The organism is Synechococcus sp. W55.1, assembly GCF_047461655.1.
GTDB lineage: Bacteria > Cyanobacteriota > Cyanobacteriia > Thermostichales > Thermostichaceae > Thermostichus.
Genome location: NZ_JANSHN010000011.1, coordinates 1 through 17,886, shown reverse-complemented (window position 1 = coordinate 17,886; position 17,886 = coordinate 1). Strand labels below are relative to the sequence as shown.

Below are 17,886 nucleotides of genomic sequence, written 5' to 3'. Positions count from 1 at the left end.
TTAGCGGGACGGAGTCCTTTGTCCTCCAGCCATGTGGACGCGAAGGGGACAAACTCACCTCCCCGCCGCTGAAAAAGGGCCAGAGGGGATCCCTGCAGTTCCCTTAGTTGCCGCAAGGGAGAGGCTACGCCCGCTGTGCGATCGTAGACCGCGTAGTAGCTGACGCCGGCGCGGGCATAGTCTTTGCGTTTGCGGCCCAGCTCTTCCCCTTTGCGCTTGGAGACAATCTCAATGACCACATCCGGCGGCTTACCCATCTCCCAGACCAGGTAGGTGCGATCTTCCTTGCGCTCAAAGCTGGCGGGGGGAGCCACCTCCAGGCTGAGCGTCACATCGGGCATCAGGGGGGGCAGTTTGAGGGCAGAGAACAGGCCAATATTGGCTGTGGCCAAAAAGGGGATCAGCTCCCCCGTGTCTTCGGCCTTGGGCTGGAAGGAGGCGTAGAGAGCGCTGGTGAGCAGGCGCTGCAGCTTTTTGGAGAGAATGCTGTCCGCGGGCTCATCATCCTCGATGACCAGGTCGCTGTTCGCGCAGCGGGTGTAGCCTTTATCCGGTGGCGGAGGAAATGCCGTCTCTGGCATCGAGGGCTGGACTGGGCTGGAGGGTGCGGAAACCATGCTCACCGGGATCCCTTGCTGGTGTTGCTAACTACGGACTAGGGCTCAGCTAAGGCTGCTGAGCTGTTTGCCCAGCAGGCGTAGCCTTTTTCGAGGGTAACAAAAGTTTTCGGGAACATGATGGACATGCCACCGAAGCAGCGGATGCCGAGCTTGGCCTTTGGAGATAGGCGCAGCAGAGCCCAGCAGCCGGCGACGGGTGGAAGGCAAGGGGATGTTCACTCTGCGCTCTGGGAACCGGGCACAGCCACCAGCAGGGCTTCCAACACCCGCTGCACCCGACTCAGGCGCAGGCCGTGATCCGACAACACAGGGCTGTTGGGGATGATGGCGTGGCGAAACCCCAGTTTGCTGGCTTCTTTCAAGCGCTGCTCCAACTGGGCCACCGGGCGCACCTGCCCCCCCAGTCCCACCTCGCCAATCAGGACTGTAAAAGGATCCACCTGTCGATCCCGGAAGCTGGCGGCCACGGCCACTGCTACCCCCAAGTCGGCAGCTGGCTCGGCTACCTGAATACCGCCGGCAGAGGCGATGTAGGCATCGTATTTGGAAAGAGGGATCCCCACCCGTTTTTCCAGCACGGCCAAGATCTGCAAAAAGCGGTTGATTTCAATGCCGGTTGAGGTGCGGCGGGGGGAACTGTAGCTGGTGGGGCTGACCAGGGCCTGCACTTCCACCACCAAGGGGCGGGTGCCCTCGCAGGCAACGATGGTGGCTGTTCCGGGCATGGCCTGATCCCGGCTGCTCAAGAAAAGCTGAGAAGGATTGTCCACCTCCACCAAGCCGGATGCGGCCATCTCGAAAACCCCAATTTCCTGAGCGGCCCCAAAGCGATTTTTGACGGCGCGCAACAGGCGGTGGCTTTGGAAGCGATCTCCCTCGAAATACAAGACCGTGTCCACCAGATGCTCCAGCACCTTCGGCCCGGCCAGGGATCCGTCTTTGGTAACATGGCCTACAATCAGCAGAGCCACCCCCAGTTTTTTGGCCAGCCGCATTAACAGGCCGGTGCATTCCCGCACCTGGGAAACGGATCCCGGCGCCGAGGTGAGTTGCCCCCAGAAGATGGCTTGGATGCTGTCGATCACCGCCACCTGCGGTTGCAGAGCCTGGATCTCCGCCACGATGGCCTCCAGGTCGGTCTCGGCCAAGAGGTAGAGCTGCTCGCTTTCCACCCCCAGCCGCTCGGCGCGTAGCTTGATCTGCTGGGCTGATTCTTCCCCCGACACGTATAAGATGGGCCCGCTCTTGGCCAGGTGGGCAGCGCTCTGCAGCAGCAGGGTGCTCTTGCCAATGCCCGGATCCCCGCCAATCAACACCAGGGATCCCGACACAATGCCACCTCCCAACACCCGGTCAAACTCGCCATAGCCGGAGGAGAGGCGAGGGTGGCGATCTGAGGAGACCTGGGAGAGGGGGAGGGCCGACCGGGGGATCCCATTGGCGCGGTTGGACCTAGGAGCGAGGGCTTGGGCCCGTGGGGACTTGGCCGCTGGGGCGACGACCACTTCCGTCAGGGTGTTCCAGGCGCCGCAATGGTCGCAGCGGCCCAAAAACTTGGCATAGCGCTCGCCGCACTGGCTGCACTCCCAGACGGTTTTGGCCTTGGCCATAGCCGGGGACTCCTAGGCCTGGGGAGCAGCGGCGACAGGGAGGGGCACCTCCGGCAAGACCAGGGATCCGCACTGGGCGTGGTGGCGCAGCAGATGGTCGCAGAGGACCAGGGCCACCATCGCCTCCACCATCGGCACTGCCCGCGGCAAGACACAGGGATCGTGGCGTCCCCGCGCCGCCAAAACCGTCTCTTGCCCATTGAGGGTGACGGTGTTTTGAGGCTGGCGAATGGTGGCAGTGGGCTTAAAGGCTACCCGCAGGACGATGTCTTCGCCGTTGCTGATGCCCCCCTGGATGCCGCCGGAGCGGTTGCTGCGGGTGCGCCAGCCGCCGGGGGTCATGTAAAACTCGTCGTTGTGCTGCTTGCCCGTCAGGTAGGTGCCGGCAAACCCCGAGCCAATCTCAAACCCCTTGCTGGCTGGCAGGGACATCACCGCCTTGGCCAAGTCGGCCTCCAGCTTGTCAAACACCGGGGATCCCAGCCCGCGCGGCACGTTGCGGGCCACACATTCCACCACTCCCCCCAGCGAATCCCCTTCCCGCGCCGCCTCTTCGATTTTTTGGATCATCGCTGCTGCCGCTTCTGGATCGGGGCAACGGACGATGTTGGCTTCCACCTGCTCTGCCGTCACCGAAGCGGGATCCACCTGGGCTTCCACATCTTTTACCCGCTGCACGTAGGCCAGGATCTCCACCCCTGCCGCTAGGCGCAGGATCTTCTTGGCAATGGCCCCGGCAGCCACCCGGCCAATGGTTTCTCGCGCTGAGGCCCGTCCTCCCCCCTGCCAGTTGCGGATGCCGTACTTGGCTTGATAGGTGGCATCGGCATGGGAGGGGCGGAAGGTGGTGGCCATTTCGCTGTAATCCTGGGGGCGGGCATCCTGGTTGCGTACCAGGATGTGGATGGGGGTGCCAAGGGTGAGGCCCTGGAAGACTCCCGAAGTGATCTCGCAGCGATCGGCTTCCTGGCGCGGCGTGGTGATGGAGCTCTGGCCAGGGCGACGCCGATCCAGCTCCGCTTGAATGTCGGCCTCGCTCAAGGGCAGGCGGGGCGGGCAGCCATCCACCACCACCCCCACCGCCCCCCCGTGGGACTCGCCATAGGTGGTCACGCAAAACAGGACACCGAAGGAGTTGCCGTTGGCCATGGGATCCCCAAGCAAGAAGCCGTTACTCGCAGGCGGCTGGGAGAGACTGTTTTCTATTCTGCACTAGGGGAGTGGCGGGCAGTGCGGTGCAGCTGGCGGCAGCCGGCAATTCCCCGCAACACCAGGTGGGGATCCCAGCGCAGCTCTGGGTCAAGCGGGCCCAAGTGAGGGTGGAGCCACTTTCCATCCCCGCCGGTCAGCAGCAGGGGGCCTTGGGGAAAGCGGCGACGCCAGTCGGCAATGAACTCGCGCAAGCCAGCCAAGAGGGTGTGGAGGATGCCGCTGCGGATGGCAGCCACGGTGTCGTTGGCCCAGCGAGGGGGCAAGGGATCCTGCGGATCCCACTGCACTTTGGGCAGCAGGGCTGTGTGATCAGCCAACGCCTGCGCCTGCAACCCCAGGCCGGGCAAGATGGCCCCTCCCACCAGGGATCCTTCAGAGTCAGCTCCTGTGAGGGTCAGGGCAGTACCCGCGTCGATGACCAAACAGGGCCAGCCGTAGTGGATCCCAGCAGCCCACAGGGCCAAAGCCCGATCCAGCCCCAACCCCGGGTAGGGATCCCGCAGCGGCACCTGCGACAGCTCCAACTGATGCACCCAGGGCGATGCTGGCGGCAGGGGGGCAGAGCCCACAGGAGCCAGCCACAGCTCTGTCTGCTGCGGCCAGGACAAGGGCTGGTGGGCAGGAAACTGCTCCACCTTCACCAGGGTCTCCCCCACAAACCAGCCCCAGCGCACGTGAGTGTTGCCCAGCACGGCTGCCAGCCATTCACGACAGCGGTGCGAAGCGCTGAGATCTGCCCCCTCCTCAAAACTCATGCAGCAGCTCTGCCTCCACGCGAAACAGCTCCACCGGCTGGTCGGCAGGGATCCCGGCCAACCTCTTAGCGGTAGCAAGCTGCCATTCTGTCGTCAAAGCCTCTCCCGGCAGCAACACCGCTCCCCGGGTTCCAGAGCGGACAAATAGGCCCATGCGGGTGGGATCCACCTGCTCCACAGCGGCAAAAGGACTCCGTCCCGCCGACGCAATGGGCACCACCCGCCGCACAATGGCTACCTGAATGGAGGCCGACTCCAGCTCCCCGGGTTGCAGAGGTACGTAGCGCCAATCGCGGGTGACTGCCCCCACCGCCGCCCGGATGGTGGCCCTGGCCAGATCCTCACCGCTGGGATCCAAGCTGCCCCAGCAGCCGCGGGGCCGACCCTCTGTACTCACCGTTACAAAAACCCCCGCAGAGCGCCGCCAGTGGGGCGGGATCTCCTCTGGAGGTGGCAGCACCTGGCCGGTGGCGAAGTAGTAGGCAATGGCCTGACGCGCCAGCGCCGGCAGGGTGTCAGGGAGAGGTTGTCGCCGGCTGGGAGAGGGGATCCCTGCTGATCGCGTTAGCGGGACGGAGTCCTTATTGAACTCCGTCTCGCCCGTGCGGTTGTGCCAGCGGTGCGGACCACCCACGGATCCCGTCCACAAGCCCAGCCCCGCAGCCAGGAGCAGGCCGAGAAGACCCAGCAATCGAACCGTGAAGTGAACTCGGCAGGTGAACACCCAAGAGAATCCCGTTGGTGGTCACAACAACCGTACTCTAAAAGCTACGCCCTCTCTGCTGCAAATACTTGAAAACGGTGTTCAAATCCTTGTCGCCGCGCCCAGAACAGTTGACCACCACCCGCTGCTGAGGGCCGAGCTGTGGGGCCAAAGTTTTCAGGTAGGCCAGCGCATGGGCCGTCTCCAGCGCGGGGATGATCCCTTCCAGCCGCGACAGCAGCAGCAACGCCTCTACGGCCTCATCATCGGTGGCAGCGTAGTACTCGGCTCGTCCAATTTCTTTCAGATAGCTGTGCTCGGGCCCTACACCGGGGTAATCCAAGCCGGCGCTGATGGAGTGGGCCTCCTGCACCTGCCCTTCTTCATCCTGCAGTAGGTAGCTCATGGCTCCATGCAGGACTCCAATCCGACCGCGGTTGAGGGTGGCAGCGTGGCGGGGCGTGTGCAGCCCTTCTCCGGCGGCTTCAATGCCGATCAGCCGCACCCCTGGATCCCGGACAAACTCGTTAAACAGGCCCAGGGCATTGGATCCGCCTCCCACACAGGCCAGCAACACATCCGGCAGCCCTCCCCATTTTTCCTGGCACTGCTGCCGCGTCTCCTGGCCAATGACATCGTGAAAGGCCCGCACCAGCTTCGGGTAAGGGTGGGGCCCCGCCACCGTGCCGATGACGTAGTGGGTGGTCTCCACGTTGGTTACCCAGTCGCGGATGGCCTCGGAGAGGGCGTCTTTGAGGGTGCGCGTGCCCGATTCCACTCCCCGCACCTCAGCGCCCAAAAGGCGCATTCGCTGCACGTTGGGGGCCTGCCGCTCCATATCCAGTGCCCCCATGTAGATAACGCATTCCAGCCCAAAACGAGCACACACGGTTGCCGTGGCCACCCCATGTTGCCCGGCGCCGGTCTCGGCGATCACCCGTCGCTTGCCCATGCGCACCGCCAGCAGCACTTGGCCAAGGGCGTTGTTAATTTTGTGGGCGCCGGTGTGGTTGAGATCTTCCCGTTTGAGGTAGATCTGCGGGCCGCCGTAGTATTCGGTTAGCCGCTGGGCAAAGTAGAGGGGGCTGGGCCGCCCAACAAAATCCCGCAACAGGTTGTGAAACTCGGCGCGAAAGTCGGGATCCCGCCAGTGATGCTCAAAGGCTTCCTCCAGCTCCGTTAGGGCGCTCATCAGGGTTTCCGGCACAAACCGACCCCCAAACGGCCCAAACCGCCCCTGGGGATCTGGACGCACCTGCGGGTCAAGGGGATCCAAAACACGAGGGGGAGAAGCAAGAGGAGCTGAGGTCATGGCAAAATCCGTCCGGGCCTTGCAGCCTGCAATAAGAGATTGAGACGAGCTTTCCCATTCTACAGAAGTTGGGAACTCGAGAAGGGGGGGTGGCCAACCTCTCCTCTCTTTTCCTGCCGTTCTCCCCCAACAGGGATCCCGAACAATTGTCTTTGAACAGGGGGCTTCCAAGGATTTTTAAGATGAGGCCGTCAGGTTTGGGTGGCCTATAGACGAACATCTACAAGAGTTGCTGCGGCAAGAAGATCAAAAAAGAGCGGATGCAGAAATTCGTCGTACCTATGTCCTTTCTCAAAAGTCTCAGGGGGTGGCGATCTTTTTGTCCATTCTGCTTGCTTTTGCAGCCTACATTTACACGCGGCGGTGGAAAGCTCTGATGATCTTTCTGGGGTGGTGTCTCTTCATCGGCGTGTTGTTTAGCGACGAAGAAGGAGAGGTTTCTCTCCCTGGGCTGTTTCTGGCCTCTACCTGGGCAGCGGTAGACAATTGCAGCGCTATCCAGCGGGCAAGAGAAGACATCGAACGGCTGCGCTCCGGCCAAAACCCTGACGCCAATCGGCAAACTTAAACTTGGTCAACAAAATAATGGCCCAAAAATCAACACTTTATTTCAAACTCTCGAAAAAGATGCCATATCCACTATTTCAAGTGGCACCCAGATACAAGCGACGCAACCGGCCCATTCTCAACGGCAGTGAAACTTGGATTCCCGTTCCCCTTGTCTTTTGGGAAAGAGCCTGGACAAACCAAATTCTGTCCCCCTAGGAGAGGGGCTGGGGGTGAGAGAGCTTAGGATGGCTACAGAGTGGAACCATCAAAGCCATGAAGTCTGCTGCTCGCCTAGCTTGTCTGCTTGCCGGACTGATTCTGGGGGCAGGGATCCCAGTCATTGCTCCCGCCCCCGCCCTTCCCGTTGCCCAAGCCGGTTTCCGGCCCTATCTCAATGCCCGTTTCGGCTACCGCATCGACTACCCGGCAGACTTTATCCCGCAAGGGGAATCCGACAATGGCGACGGCCAAGTGTTCCTCGGTCAAGACGGGGCTGAGCTGCGGGTTTGGGGTGGGTACAACATTTTTCAAGAAACCCCTGCCAGCGCCCTGCAGGAAGAGCTGCAGCGCAGCCGGGAAAACCAACGCCGGGTTACTTACCAAGCTGTTGGCCGGGATTTCTTTGTGGTCTCCGGCTACGAGCCCGTTCGTGTCAGCGGTGCGGAGCCCTTTGGCCAGCGGATTTTCTATCTCAAAACAGTTGTCCGCCCTTCGCTGCAAGCTGGCTTTGAGTTCGTGTACCCGGCCAGCCGGCGCGAGCGCTATGACCGAGATGTGGAAGCTATAGCCCGTTCCCTGCGCCTTGCCGATCCCTGAGCTAGACCCAAGTTGGGGCATGATCGTAGGGATCCCTGGCAAAACCCAATGGCCGAGAGACCGCTGGATAGTTGGCTGCAGGAACGCATGCGGGTTGTTGGCCTGTCTTCTTGGCGGGCTTTACAGGCCCAGGCCGGGATCAGCCGCCGCGCCCTTGATCAGGTGCGCCAGGGGAAGTGGGGATCCCTGCGCCTGGAGCAACTGCAAAAGTTGGCTGCCGCTCTGCAGTGGGATTTGGGATCCCTACTGCGCCTCAACGGGAATGACAAAATGGGAGCCACCGATTCCTCAGAAGTCCTCTTCTCTCTGCTGCAGCCGCTGCTGACCAGCTACCCCACCGTCCGCCAGATTGCCCAGCGCAAGCCCGATTGGCCGGCCCAAAACGTGACAGCTCTGTTTCGCTCCTTAGACGCTCTGCTGCAGCGCTGGGGGTATGAGCCCATCGGCAACCCTCTGGAGTCCGTCCCCTTTGATCCGCAACTGCATCAACCGGATCAGCTGGATATTCAAAAGGGGGATCCCGTTTACATTCGCTTTGTCGGCTACCGTCGGGGAGATCACATCCTTTGCCCGGCCAAAGTCAGCCGCTCTCTGCCCGGAGGATTGAGCTGATGGCATCCCCACCTCCAAAGCTCCTGGTTACAACGCTGGCCATCGATTTTGGCACCAGCAACACCGTGGTCGCCGGCTGGGATCCCGCCCAAGCAGTGCCCCGTCTCCTCACTCTTCCCGGCCTCTCTCGCCCAGACCACTCGGCTATTCCCAGCTTGGTCTACGTGAAGGGAAAAGGCCAGCTCCTGGTGGGGGAAACCGTGCGCGCCGGTCGGTGGGGGGCAGTGGATCCGCAACGGCTGTTTCAGGGGTTTAAGCGGGACTTGGTGGCGGAGTTTGTCCCTCCGCCGCGAGTTCTAGATGGAGAGCGCTACGACGCCGAGAGGGTGGCCCAAGCTTTTTTGCAGACGGTGATGGAAGCTGTCCCGAAAGAACACCTGCAGCCGCAACAGCTGGTGTTCACCGCCCCTGTCGGCTCTTTTGAGCGCTACCTCAATTGGCTGCGGGGAGTGGCCAGTGCCTGTGGCTGGGATCCCGTTCAAATTGTCGATGAAGCCACGGCAGCAGCCCTGGGCTATGCGGTTGGCCAGCCGGGATCCCTAGTGCTGGTGGTGGATTTCGGCGGCGGTACCTTGGATCTCAGCTTGGTGCGCACCCTCGCTCCCCAAGCGGGTAGCCCTGTCCTCAAAGCGGAGGTGATCGCCAAGGCCGATGCCTATGTGGGCGGGGTGGACATCGACATTTGGATTGCCGACTACCTACTGCAGCAACTGGGGCTAAGCCGACAGCAAATTGGAGCTCTGGGCTGGCTCAACCTCCTGGAGCAGGCGGAACAGCTCAAGATCGCCCTTTCCACTCAGATGGAAGCGGTGGGCAGTTGGTTTGACGACGAAGCCCTCACTGCCCATGAGTTGAAGTTAAGCCGGCAGGAGCTGGAAGAGATCCTGGAAGCTCGTCAGCTTTTGGATCAAATCCGCCAGTGCCTAGACGACGTTCTCCTCACCGCCCAGGCGAGGGGATTGGGCAAGAACCAAATTGAGCAGGTGCTCTTGGTGGGAGGAAGCTCCCAACTGCCAGTAGTACAAGATCTGCTCCGCTCCTACTTCGGCAAAAAGAAAGTGCGCTGCGAACGCCCCTTCGATGCTGTGGCCCTGGGCGCCCTGCAGGTGGGCCGCCAGGTGAAGTTGGAGGATCGCCTGCACCACAGCTACGCCATCCGCCTCTGGGATCCCTTGCAGAAAAGCTACATCTACTACCCCCTCTTCGAACAGGGCAGCCCCTATCCCTGCCGACGGGCTGAGCCCTTGATCCTGCAAGTGGCCAACGACGGACAAACGGAGATTCGCCTAGAGGTGGGAGAAGTGGCCCAGGTAGTCCAGTCGGAAGTGGTTTACGACGAGCTGGGGCGGATGAGCAGCCGGCAGCTCACCCGGCAAACCGATTTCCGATCCCTAGCTCCTCTTGGATCCCTGCCCATTCGCCTCAGCGAGACGGAGTCCTTACCGGTTTGTCTGGCCCGTTTGCAGCCCCCTGGCCGCGTGGGAGAGGATCGCCTTCGCGTCGAATTTGCCATTGATAGCTCGCGGCGCTTGTTGGTCACCATCACCGACCTGCAAACTCAGGCGCTCTTGGCAGAGGCCCAGCCTGTAGCCACCTTGAGTTAAGAGACGAAAGTAGAGAGAAGAGAGCGTCTTCACTGCAACGGAAGACAAAGAAAGCAATGTAAAGGGCACGACATGGCCACGATTCCCAACTCTCATCTCCCCTTGTGAGAGAGGGGTCGGGGGCTTGAGGAGAGTAGAGAGCGGTTGCGCCGACGGCGTGGGGTCTCAGGGGAAGGATCTCAATCATTGATATTGTTGATATTGATTATTGATTGAGAATGGCTGCATATCCAGTGATCTCTGTAGCGACTTGATGAATAATCTGAGCGATGGGATATGAATCTGATTTGCGTTTAACTACACTTCTTCTCTTGAGCTACCTTGGGAACAAATCTTGCTCTTGTCACCACCGACCCATTTTGCCCGTCCTCCCCTCGACTTTATTCCGCCCGCCTATAGCGCCTGGGTGCTACGGCTCGTCCACGGGATCCTGCCCCTGCTCTTGCGGGTGAGGGTGCGGCGCTGGCTTCCTTCCGGCATTGCCAAAATCGAGGCCACAGGGGCGGAGATCTTGGCGCGGCTCTACCACCAGTTCCAGGAGGGTCAAATTCGCCTAGTCCTGGCTTTCCGACATGTGGAGGTGGATGACCCGCTGGTGGGCCTGTACGTTCTATCTCGCCTGGTGCCCGAAGCCGCCCGTCGACAAGGGATCCGCCTTCGAGAACCCCTTCACGCCCATTTTCTCTACGACCGGGGCATGCCCCTCTGGGGAGGGGAATCGCTGGGGTGGCTGTTGTCTCGCCTGGGCGGGATCCCTATACGCCGCGGTCGGAGGGTGGATCGGGTGGCGCTAAAGGCGGCCCGGCAACTGCTCCTGGATGGGCAATTTCCCTTTGCAATCGCCCCAGAAGGAGCCACCAACGGCCACAGCGAACGGATCAATCCCCTGGAACCGGGAATGGCTCAGCTGTGCTTTTGGTGCGCCGAGGACCTGGCCAAAGCTGGTCGCTCAGAGACCGTCATTTTGCTGCCCATCGGGATTCGCTACTACTATACGGATCCCTCCTGGACAAAGCTGGAGCGCCTGCTGGGGCGCCTTGAGCACCTGAGTGGGTTGACCCCTCCAAAGCCAGAGCCTGGATCCCCCAAGAGCCCCAACCTTCGCTGCGCCCGGCGGATTTGTCGCTTGGCCCAGCACCTCCTGGAACAACTGGAAGCCTTCTACGACCTACCTCCTTTTGTCTCCGAAAGAGATGATAAAGAGCCACCGCTAGAGCAGAGGCTAGCCCCTGGCCACTTCAACGCTCGCCTGGGGCGGCTGCTCCACAAAGCTCTGGAAACTGCGGAGACCTACTTCGGCCTATCTCCCCAGGGAGATTGGAACAGCCGTTGCCGCCGCATTGAAGAAGCCGCCTGGATCCAGATTTACCGAGAGGAATTGCGGCGCCCTGGATCCCTGTCTCCCCTGCAGCGGGGTTTGTTGGACTGGAAGGCCCACCAGGCAATGCTCTACCTACAGCACATGCGCTTGGTGGAAAGCTGCGTGGCGGTGGAGGAAGAGTATCTGCTGAGCAAACCCTCCTTTGAGCGGCTGGCGGAAACCGCCCTCATCCTATTTGATGTGCTGGCCCGCCTCCGAGGGGAATCCTACCCGGCCCGCCCCCGCCTAGGTTGGCGGGGGGTTCATGTAACCGTTGGGGATCCCATCTCCGTTAGCGAGCGGTGGGAGCAGTACCGCCAAGGCCGCCAGGCAGCCATGCAAGCGGTTCTGGAGTTGACTCGTTTCCAGTTTTTTCCAGTTTCTAGGGATCCCCCAAAGGGGGAACCAGCTTAGGTGAGAAGCCTGGCACTACTGCCGAGAGACTGCTGAAAGATAAACCACCTTCCCATCATAGAACAGAGCTGAGCCTTGGTCGCCCCGCTGAGACTCTGCCCGGTACTCCTGACCTTCGCCCACTGTGGTCACGGCTTCCCAGGGCCATTGAGTTACGTCAGTCCAGTACTGGAGAACATCCTCAACAGTGGCCTTGGTTGGCGAACTCGTTTTGCGGAGAGCCTCTAGGGACAGCCCGGCCACCAGGCGAGGCCACAGCCGGCTACATGTTTGCGCCGTTCCAAAGAGATCCAGCGAGCGCACACGGCCATCCAGGGCAATGGCTAGGCCAGTTGCCCCCTCAACGTAGGTGATGTCCTTGCGGAACTCTTCGATCTCCTGCTCGTAAGCCTCATAAGCAGCGCTGAGGGCGCTGGTCGGGGAGATGATATTAAGCTCCTGGTGAAGACGGGCAACGGTGTTCCATACCCCTCCTTGGTTGGAATAATGGCCCATCTTCTTTTTCAGCGACTCGTAGACACCCCTCTTCAGTTCGTACCGCAATTTGTTGGAGACAAAGCGCTCCGCATCCCTCATCTCGCGAGACAGGAAGTGCCACCTCCCAGCTTCCACACAGGAAACAGGTATTGTGACCTTGCTTTTCGGCTTGATGAGAACGGTGGTATTCAGGACACGGTTTTGTTTAGCCCCCATCAGCTCTTGCCCCTCTATCAGCAGCAAGAGAGACTCACTGTGGTTTTCCACAGCCAGGTAGGGCACTGCTCCAGCCTCGCTCACCTCGGTGATGGTTGCTTCCTGGGTTTGCAGTTCTGGAAGGCGATAGGCAACTTCCTGCTCCCCCTGAGAAAAGAGAGGGAAAACCTGGAAACTGCCCTCTTGAATGGGATCCCCAATACGCAGGGTTGGAAAGTTAAGGCTGGCCATCGACTCCTCCTTCTCGTTGAAGTTGCAAGGGTGTTGCGGAAGCTGCCCTTCCCCTTGTTGGCTTGGGATCAGCTCGCCGGATCCTGCTCCAATCTAAAGTCCTTTGGAAATGCTCCCTTCCTAAAAAAAAGAGGTGAGGGGACAGCCTTCGCCTTTCGGGACTCTGGTAGCGCGGATGGAAATCATCCTGACCAAAAGAGAGGGATCCCTAAAAAAGGGATCCCTGCCTCACCATCTGGGGTTGATCTCTATTCTGAAATCAATCGAAATGAATCAGCACCAATGAGTATCAAACACTCCAGGCCTAGTCGCGCTCAATATACAGAAAGAGCACTGCCATGCCTACCGCAGGAAGCAGCCAGCCGACAATCGGGACGAAAATCCAAGGAAGATAAGCAGCAGCGTAAGAACCGGTCATGATTTTGCTCCTCTCAAGTGATGTGACAAACTTGACAACTAATTCACCAGCCCTCGAAAGATGGCGTCGATCCCGGCAAAGTTCTCCAGCAGGAAATAGGCAGCGAACACGCCACCCATACCTCCCAAGAAAAATCCTGCCGTCAGATCCCCCCAACCCCGAGCTGTAGCCAGAGGAGCGGCCCCCGGCGTCTCCGGCTTGTTTCCGAAGGTAACGCTGCCATAGGCCGACATACAGGCGGTTCCCAGCAGCACAATCGCCATCGCCGTGACCAGCCCGCCCAAGTTAGCTGCCTCAGGATAATCCCGCAGCGGCCCCAGCACAATTTCCGGCCCCACCAAGAAATATCCATGGGCCAGCCCAATTTCCAGCCCCCGCAATAGCGGCGACAGGCCAGGACGGTTGATGGGAAGATTGTTGATAAACAGACGGGTGACAGGAGAATCGCTGATGGGCGTCGAAAGATGCCCCTCGCAGGGATCGTCGTTAAAGGTGCGAATGTAATCCATGTCCGAAAGTCCTGCCTGGAATTTTGCGATTCATTCTACGGGGCCTAAGTTACCTTCTCGGCAACTGCCATCCGGATCGTTAAAAAAGTTCATGCTCTCTTAACACAGAGATAGCTCTTGTGACATCCTCTCAACACTCACCCTAACAACCAGTTGGCTGTCTTGTAGTGGAAATCCTTGCGCTGATTGGCTACTTTGAGATGGGCCTTCGCCACTCGCCTTAAGGCTTTCTTACGGCGGTTTGACCCTTGCTTCTTGCGGGATAATGACCGCTGTAATCTCTGTAACCGCTTTTGTGCTTGGCGATAATACTGGGGAACTGGAACAGACTCCCCTGCATTGGTCACCAAAAAGGATTTCAACGTGATGGGTAGCCCCGGAAAAAGTGGTAGATACAACAGCATCGAAAGGCCTAACTGAATTCAGCTAGGCCATAAAAACCATGCGGCTTTGTACCCCTACCTATTGCGGGCTACTACCAGACTAACAGACTAAAAACCTCAAACTTACAGGCTCGAGCCCAAGCCCACATAGGAGCCATAGAAGAAAAGCCCAACTACCGTGAGCACACCCAAACCGGCAACCACGGCCACTATCCACAAAGGGATCCTTGCTTGACTGGTCATAGCAACTGGTCTCCAAAAGAACTAAAGACGGAACTAGCAGCAATTACATTTTCGGTAATAAGGGAACAAAAGCTGGCCAAAATCCAACTGTATCCCTTGCCAGCCCCTTTCAACTCTAAGAAGAGCAGAGTGGGATCCTGGCCTCAGTTGAGAAAGTAGCTGGAGAACAACAGCCCAACCACAAACACCAGCAGCAAACCCAGGTAAAGGGAAGTGCGGTTTAGCTCCACCGGTTGGGAGTTGGGATTCCTTTCGGGTTGATCAGCCATTGGGTTCACCGTTGAATAAACTGCATTGCAGCAATAGCTCCCAAGAAGAAAACAGTTGGGATCGCCAAGGTATGTACCGCCAGCCAACGGACGGTAAAAACAGGGTAAAAAACGGGTTCATCAGATTTAGTGGCCATAGATATCACCCTACGCAAAAAGCTCAATCAACTTACAAATTGCAACAACGAATAGTCCACTTACCCACGGGCACTCCTAGCGAGTCAGCCTCTCCAGCTCCTCCAGAGCATTGAAGCGATCGCTAACGATCGGCAACTCCTGGCGCTCTGCCGTGAAATACTCATTGGGGCGCGGGGTGCCAAAAATATCATAGGCCAGGCCAGTGCTCACAAAAAGCCAGCCTGCCAAAAACAAAGCGGGAATGGTCAGGGCGTGAATAACCCAGTAGCGGACACTGGTAATGATATCGACAAAAGGTCGCTCTCCGGTGCTGCCAGCCATGAAACTCCTCCCTAGGGTAGGGGCAAAAGTGCTTTCTGAACTTTCTGAGTCTATAACACAATGATAAGGATTTGGATGCACAACTACAAGTTACGAGACCCTTGCTTAGGCCCTTTGCTGTCAAGCCGGATCCCGTCTTGCATAGGTAAAATCTCCTAAGGGATCCCTGCGGCGAACCTTCTTACCCGAGTTTTCAGAATCTCACTGCCAAAGGGCGCAATCCCAAGGGGCATCGAGGGCTTGAGGATGGGGCGGAAGTTTGAGATAAGCTGGCCCTGAGGGGATGTTGTTGGAACAGGAGTGACAGCTATGCGGTGCTCGTGGCCCCTAGCTCTGAGCTTGTGTTGGACGCTGGGCTGGTCGGGTGTCAGCTTGCCGGCTTGGTCCCAAGGGGTGGAGCAGCAAGCCTCGCTGGCCTGGACCGACCCCTACGTGGCGGCTCTGGAACGTCAGACAGATGTGGTGATCACCCAAGAACCCCTGTCAGCCACCCTGACCCGTCTGGAATTGGCCCAGTGGCTGACGGAGTTTTTCGGCTACATTCCCAATCCCAACCAGGTGCAGGAGATTCGCGACCTGGAGCCCAACACCCCCGACTATTGGACTGCCCAAGCCGTGCTGCAGGCGGGGGCCATGCGCCTATACGAGGGCAACGAGTTTCGCCCGCAAGGGGATATCACCCACCTGGAAGCCCTGGCCATTTTGGTGCGGGCTCTGCAATTGCCTGCTCCCACCCAGGCCGACATTGAGCGCTGGATGGCTCTGTACACCGATGCGGCTGATGTGCCGGAGGTAGGGCGGGCTTTTGTGGCCATGGCAGGCGAAGCGGGGCTGCTGGTGAATGTGCCGGATCCAGCTCGTCTTCAGCCCAATCGCGTGCTGAGGCGAGCAGAAGGGGCGGTGTTGTTGCATCAGGCCCTGGTGTATCGCGGTCAGCTTCCGCCCTTGCCACCCCCTGTGGCCCAGTTGCGTCCCTCCCCAGCCCGGGTGGCCGAGACTGTCCAACCCGAAATCTTCCAAACGCGGATCACTCCCGAGGGAGGAAGTGTTCCTGCAGGGGGAACCTTGACCATTGAAGCGCAGGCCACTCCCAACGGCAGGGCTACGGTTGATATCGGCGGCGTGGTTCAGGGTCTGCCGATGCAGGAGGTGCAGCCCGGCTACTACCGCGCAGTTTATAGCCTTGGTCCTCAGGATGCCGTCTTTGGCCCCGACATCAGTATTCAGTTGACCCTCAATGGCGTCAGTACCCGCGTTCAACGGCGGCTACCTCAACTGGCCTTGGGCAATGTTGCTCCTCCGCCAGTGGAATCAGTATTTCCGCCCCCAGCTCCTCTGCCGCAGCCAGCCCCTCTGACTGCAGCCAGCAATCGCTATCCGCGCATTGAGGCCATTCGCTTGGATCCCCAGCGCGACTTGGTGGAAGGGGACATTCTCACCATTGCCATTTGGGGGGAATCTGGAGGGATCGCCCAGTTTGATCTGGGGAATCTGGCCCTGAACCAGCCGATGCGGGAGGTACGACCCAACCACTACGAAGGCACCTACGTGGTAGCCCCCACCCACCAGGCCAACAATCCCACCTTGAGGATTGTGCTCACCAAGGACGGCCTCAGCCAGGAACATCGGGAGATTTTTCCTTTTTCCATCGATGGCTCCAGAGGAACCCGCTCCACCATTCAGCCGGTTTCCGCACCCGTCGCCACGGGACTGCCCCAGATTTTCAGTGTCACCACCAACAGCACCAATCTGCGCATGGGAGAAATTCTCAAAGTCACCATGCGAGGGGATCCAGGGGGGCGGGCTGCTTTTCGGATTGTTGGGGTAACGCCGGAAGTCGAAATGCGGGAGGTGGCGCCGGGCCTATACGAAACCCAACAGCAGTTGCCCTTCAACATGCAGCCGGTCAACAACGGCATCATCGAGGTGATTTTGCAAAGAGGGGGCCAAAAGACCACCCAAACCAGCCCCTCGCCCATTACCATCGCCCCTTAGCGGGATCCCTGCAAAGGGTCAACTAAAATCAGGGTATTGTAGATTTGTTAACAAAACGTGCGGAGTTCCCCACCCTCTGTAGAGTGGGGATGGATAGCACCACCGGATCGGTTGTTCGGGGGATAAAGCCCTCAGAACTAGGATAGAGTGTGCACATGGCAACAAGAAGGCAGACCTTTCGACTGTATCCCAGCAAAGCACAGGAAAAGGCTTTGCTCGAGGCCCGTCGCCTGCACTGTTATCTTTACAATGCTTGCATTGCCCATCGGGAAACCGAGTACCACCTCCACCGCCGAACGGTGACCTACCTGGAACAGCAGAACCTACTCCCCGAATTCAAGCAGGTGTGGGTGGAGTTTGCCCAACTGAACTCCCAAGCCCTGCAAGCTACCGTCAAGCGGGTGGATTATGCTTACCAAAGGTTCTTTCAAGGACTGAGTAGGAAGCCGAGGTTCAAGTCCATTCGCCGGTATTCAGGCTGGACGTATCCTGCCCGGTCGGGGTGGAAGGTCAACAGCACGGGGAAGCACGGCACCGTAACGCTGAATGATGTGGGCATGACCCTCAAGATGCGGGGCAAGGCTAGGAACTGGGGTGTGCCCACTACGCTGACCCTTGTTTACAAGCTGTCCCGACGGCAGTGGTTTGCGTCGTTGACGGTGGAGGTGGCGATACCTGAACCTAAGTTTGGTTCACAGTCGGATTTGCAGTACGAATCTATAGTTGCCTATGACTTGGGTACAGAGACCGCCCTGACCCTGTTTGATGGGGCTGAGTTTCAGAAGATCGCCAATCCCCGCTTTACCCAGAGAAGTGAGGCGAAGATACGCAAGCTTGCCAAGTTGAAGCGATGCAAGCGCGCTCCGAAGAAGGGGGTGAAAGCGTCCCGTCGTTGGCGGAAAATCCATCAGCGGGAATCCCGACTCAAAGCCAAAGTCGCCCGTCAGCGCAAAGACTGGCAACACAAAGTGACATCAGAGATAGCTTGTCGTTATGGCGAAGCGCTCCGCGCCGCCATAGGCGAACGGCGTAACGGAGAAGTTGCATGTCAAAGGGATGACCCGCAAGGGTGGGAAGCGCAAGGCAGGGCTAAACAAGTCTATTCTGTCGGTGGGGTTC

General features: G+C 59.3%; 21 protein-coding genes. 7 read left to right on the top strand and 14 right to left on the bottom strand.

Annotation, left to right across the window (positions count from 1 at the left end):
* The 6 genes from NW816_RS07055 to trpB all read right to left on the bottom strand — a co-directional run.
* Window positions 1–617, bottom strand: a 617-nt coding sequence (locus tag NW816_RS07055; protein ID WP_414408694.1) for a Uma2 family endonuclease, incomplete at its 3' end; no start/stop codon positions are given.
* 218 nt (window positions 618–835) lie between these two features.
* Window positions 836–2,230, bottom strand: a complete 1,395-nt coding sequence (gene radA, locus NW816_RS07050; RefSeq protein ID WP_414408693.1) for a DNA repair protein RadA — start codon at window positions 2,228–2,230, stop codon at window positions 836–838.
* Window positions 2,231–2,242: 12 nt separating this feature from the next.
* Window positions 2,243–3,379 carry a chorismate synthase gene (aroC, locus tag NW816_RS07045; protein WP_414408692.1) on the bottom strand — a complete coding sequence of 379 codons (1,137 nt, stop codon included), beginning with the start codon at window positions 3,377–3,379 and terminating at the stop codon, window positions 2,243–2,245.
* Between the two features lie 53 nt (window positions 3,380–3,432).
* Window positions 3,433–4,197 (bottom strand): pantothenate kinase, encoded by a 765-nt coding sequence (locus tag NW816_RS07040; protein WP_414408691.1) that lies wholly within the window; start codon window positions 4,195–4,197, stop codon window positions 3,433–3,435.
* The gene (locus NW816_RS07035; RefSeq protein ID WP_414408690.1) at window positions 4,187–4,921 is read right to left on the bottom strand and encodes an AMMECR1 domain-containing protein; all 735 of its coding nucleotides are present in this window, start codon (window positions 4,919–4,921) and stop codon (window positions 4,187–4,189) included. Before NW816_RS07035 ends, NW816_RS07040 begins: the two co-directional genes overlap by 11 nt.
* 37 nt (window positions 4,922–4,958) lie before the next feature.
* Window positions 4,959–6,212, bottom strand: coding sequence for a tryptophan synthase subunit beta (gene trpB / locus NW816_RS07030; protein WP_414408689.1), 1,254 nt, complete (start codon window positions 6,210–6,212; stop codon window positions 4,959–4,961).
* A 229-nt stretch (window positions 6,213–6,441) separates the two neighbouring features.
* On the opposite strand from trpB, the gene NW816_RS07025 reads away from it, so the two are divergent.
* From NW816_RS07025 to NW816_RS07005, 5 genes are all read left to right on the top strand, one after another.
* Window positions 6,442–6,780 (top strand): hypothetical protein, encoded by a 339-nt coding sequence (locus NW816_RS07025; RefSeq protein ID WP_414408688.1) that lies wholly within the window; start codon window positions 6,442–6,444, stop codon window positions 6,778–6,780.
* A 254-nt stretch (window positions 6,781–7,034) separates the two neighbouring features.
* Window positions 7,035–7,577 carry a hypothetical protein gene (locus NW816_RS07020; protein WP_414408687.1) on the top strand — a complete coding sequence of 181 codons (543 nt, stop codon included), beginning with the start codon at window positions 7,035–7,037 and terminating at the stop codon, window positions 7,575–7,577.
* 48 nt (window positions 7,578–7,625) lie between these two features.
* The gene (locus NW816_RS07015) at window positions 7,626–8,189 is read left to right on the top strand and encodes a helix-turn-helix domain-containing protein (RefSeq protein ID WP_414344372.1); all 564 of its coding nucleotides are present in this window, start codon (window positions 7,626–7,628) and stop codon (window positions 8,187–8,189) included.
* Window positions 8,189–9,793 carry an Hsp70 family protein gene (locus tag NW816_RS07010; RefSeq protein WP_414408686.1) on the top strand — a complete coding sequence of 535 codons (1,605 nt, stop codon included), beginning with the start codon at window positions 8,189–8,191 and terminating at the stop codon, window positions 9,791–9,793. The genes NW816_RS07015 and NW816_RS07010 overlap by 1 nt, the downstream gene beginning before the upstream one ends.
* 340 nt (window positions 9,794–10,133) lie before the next feature.
* The gene (locus NW816_RS07005; RefSeq protein ID WP_414408685.1) at window positions 10,134–11,567 is read left to right on the top strand and encodes a 1-acyl-sn-glycerol-3-phosphate acyltransferase; all 1,434 of its coding nucleotides are present in this window, start codon (window positions 10,134–10,136) and stop codon (window positions 11,565–11,567) included.
* Window positions 11,568–11,582: 15 nt separating this feature from the next.
* Here NW816_RS07005 and NW816_RS07000 read toward each other — a convergent pair whose 3' ends face one another.
* The 8 genes from NW816_RS07000 to psbE form a co-directional block, all read right to left on the bottom strand.
* Window positions 11,583–12,491: an ARPP-1 family domain-containing protein gene (locus NW816_RS07000; RefSeq protein ID WP_414408684.1), complete on the bottom strand. Its 909-nt coding sequence runs from the start codon at window positions 12,489–12,491 to the stop codon at window positions 11,583–11,585.
* A gap of 304 nt (window positions 12,492–12,795) precedes the next feature.
* Entirely contained in the window at window positions 12,796–12,909 is a 114-nt protein-coding gene (locus NW816_RS06995; protein ID WP_414408683.1) for a photosystem I reaction center subunit VIII, read from the bottom strand.
* A 38-nt stretch (window positions 12,910–12,947) separates the two neighbouring features.
* Window positions 12,948–13,418: a photosystem I reaction center protein subunit XI gene (locus NW816_RS06990; protein ID WP_011433113.1), complete on the bottom strand. Its 471-nt coding sequence runs from the start codon at window positions 13,416–13,418 to the stop codon at window positions 12,948–12,950.
* 137 nt (window positions 13,419–13,555) lie between these two features.
* Complete coding sequence (locus tag NW816_RS06985) at window positions 13,556–13,822, bottom strand: transposase (RefSeq protein WP_414356642.1); 267 nt, start codon at window positions 13,820–13,822, stop codon at window positions 13,556–13,558.
* A gap of 102 nt (window positions 13,823–13,924) precedes the next feature.
* On the bottom strand, window positions 13,925–14,044 hold the full coding sequence (locus NW816_RS06980; RefSeq protein ID WP_414356643.1) for a photosystem II reaction center protein J: 120 nt from the start codon (window positions 14,042–14,044) through the stop codon (window positions 13,925–13,927).
* 143 nt (window positions 14,045–14,187) lie between these two features.
* On the bottom strand, window positions 14,188–14,313 hold the full coding sequence (locus NW816_RS06975) for a photosystem II reaction center protein L (protein ID WP_011433111.1): 126 nt from the start codon (window positions 14,311–14,313) through the stop codon (window positions 14,188–14,190).
* A gap of 5 nt (window positions 14,314–14,318) precedes the next feature.
* Entirely contained in the window at window positions 14,319–14,450 is a 132-nt protein-coding gene (gene psbF / locus NW816_RS06970; protein WP_011433110.1) for a cytochrome b559 subunit beta, read from the bottom strand.
* A 76-nt stretch (window positions 14,451–14,526) separates the two neighbouring features.
* On the bottom strand, window positions 14,527–14,772 hold the full coding sequence (gene psbE / locus NW816_RS06965) for a cytochrome b559 subunit alpha (RefSeq protein ID WP_011433109.1): 246 nt from the start codon (window positions 14,770–14,772) through the stop codon (window positions 14,527–14,529).
* A gap of 309 nt (window positions 14,773–15,081) precedes the next feature.
* On the opposite strand from psbE, the gene NW816_RS06960 reads away from it, so the two are divergent.
* Both NW816_RS06960 and NW816_RS06955 read left to right on the top strand, forming a co-directional pair.
* Window positions 15,082–16,767, top strand: coding sequence for an S-layer homology domain-containing protein (locus NW816_RS06960; RefSeq protein ID WP_414408682.1), 1,686 nt, complete (start codon window positions 15,082–15,084; stop codon window positions 16,765–16,767).
* A 155-nt stretch (window positions 16,768–16,922) separates the two neighbouring features.
* Window positions 16,923–17,886 (top strand): RNA-guided endonuclease InsQ/TnpB family protein (locus NW816_RS06955; protein ID WP_414408681.1); only part of this gene is annotated, 964 nt, incomplete at its 3' end.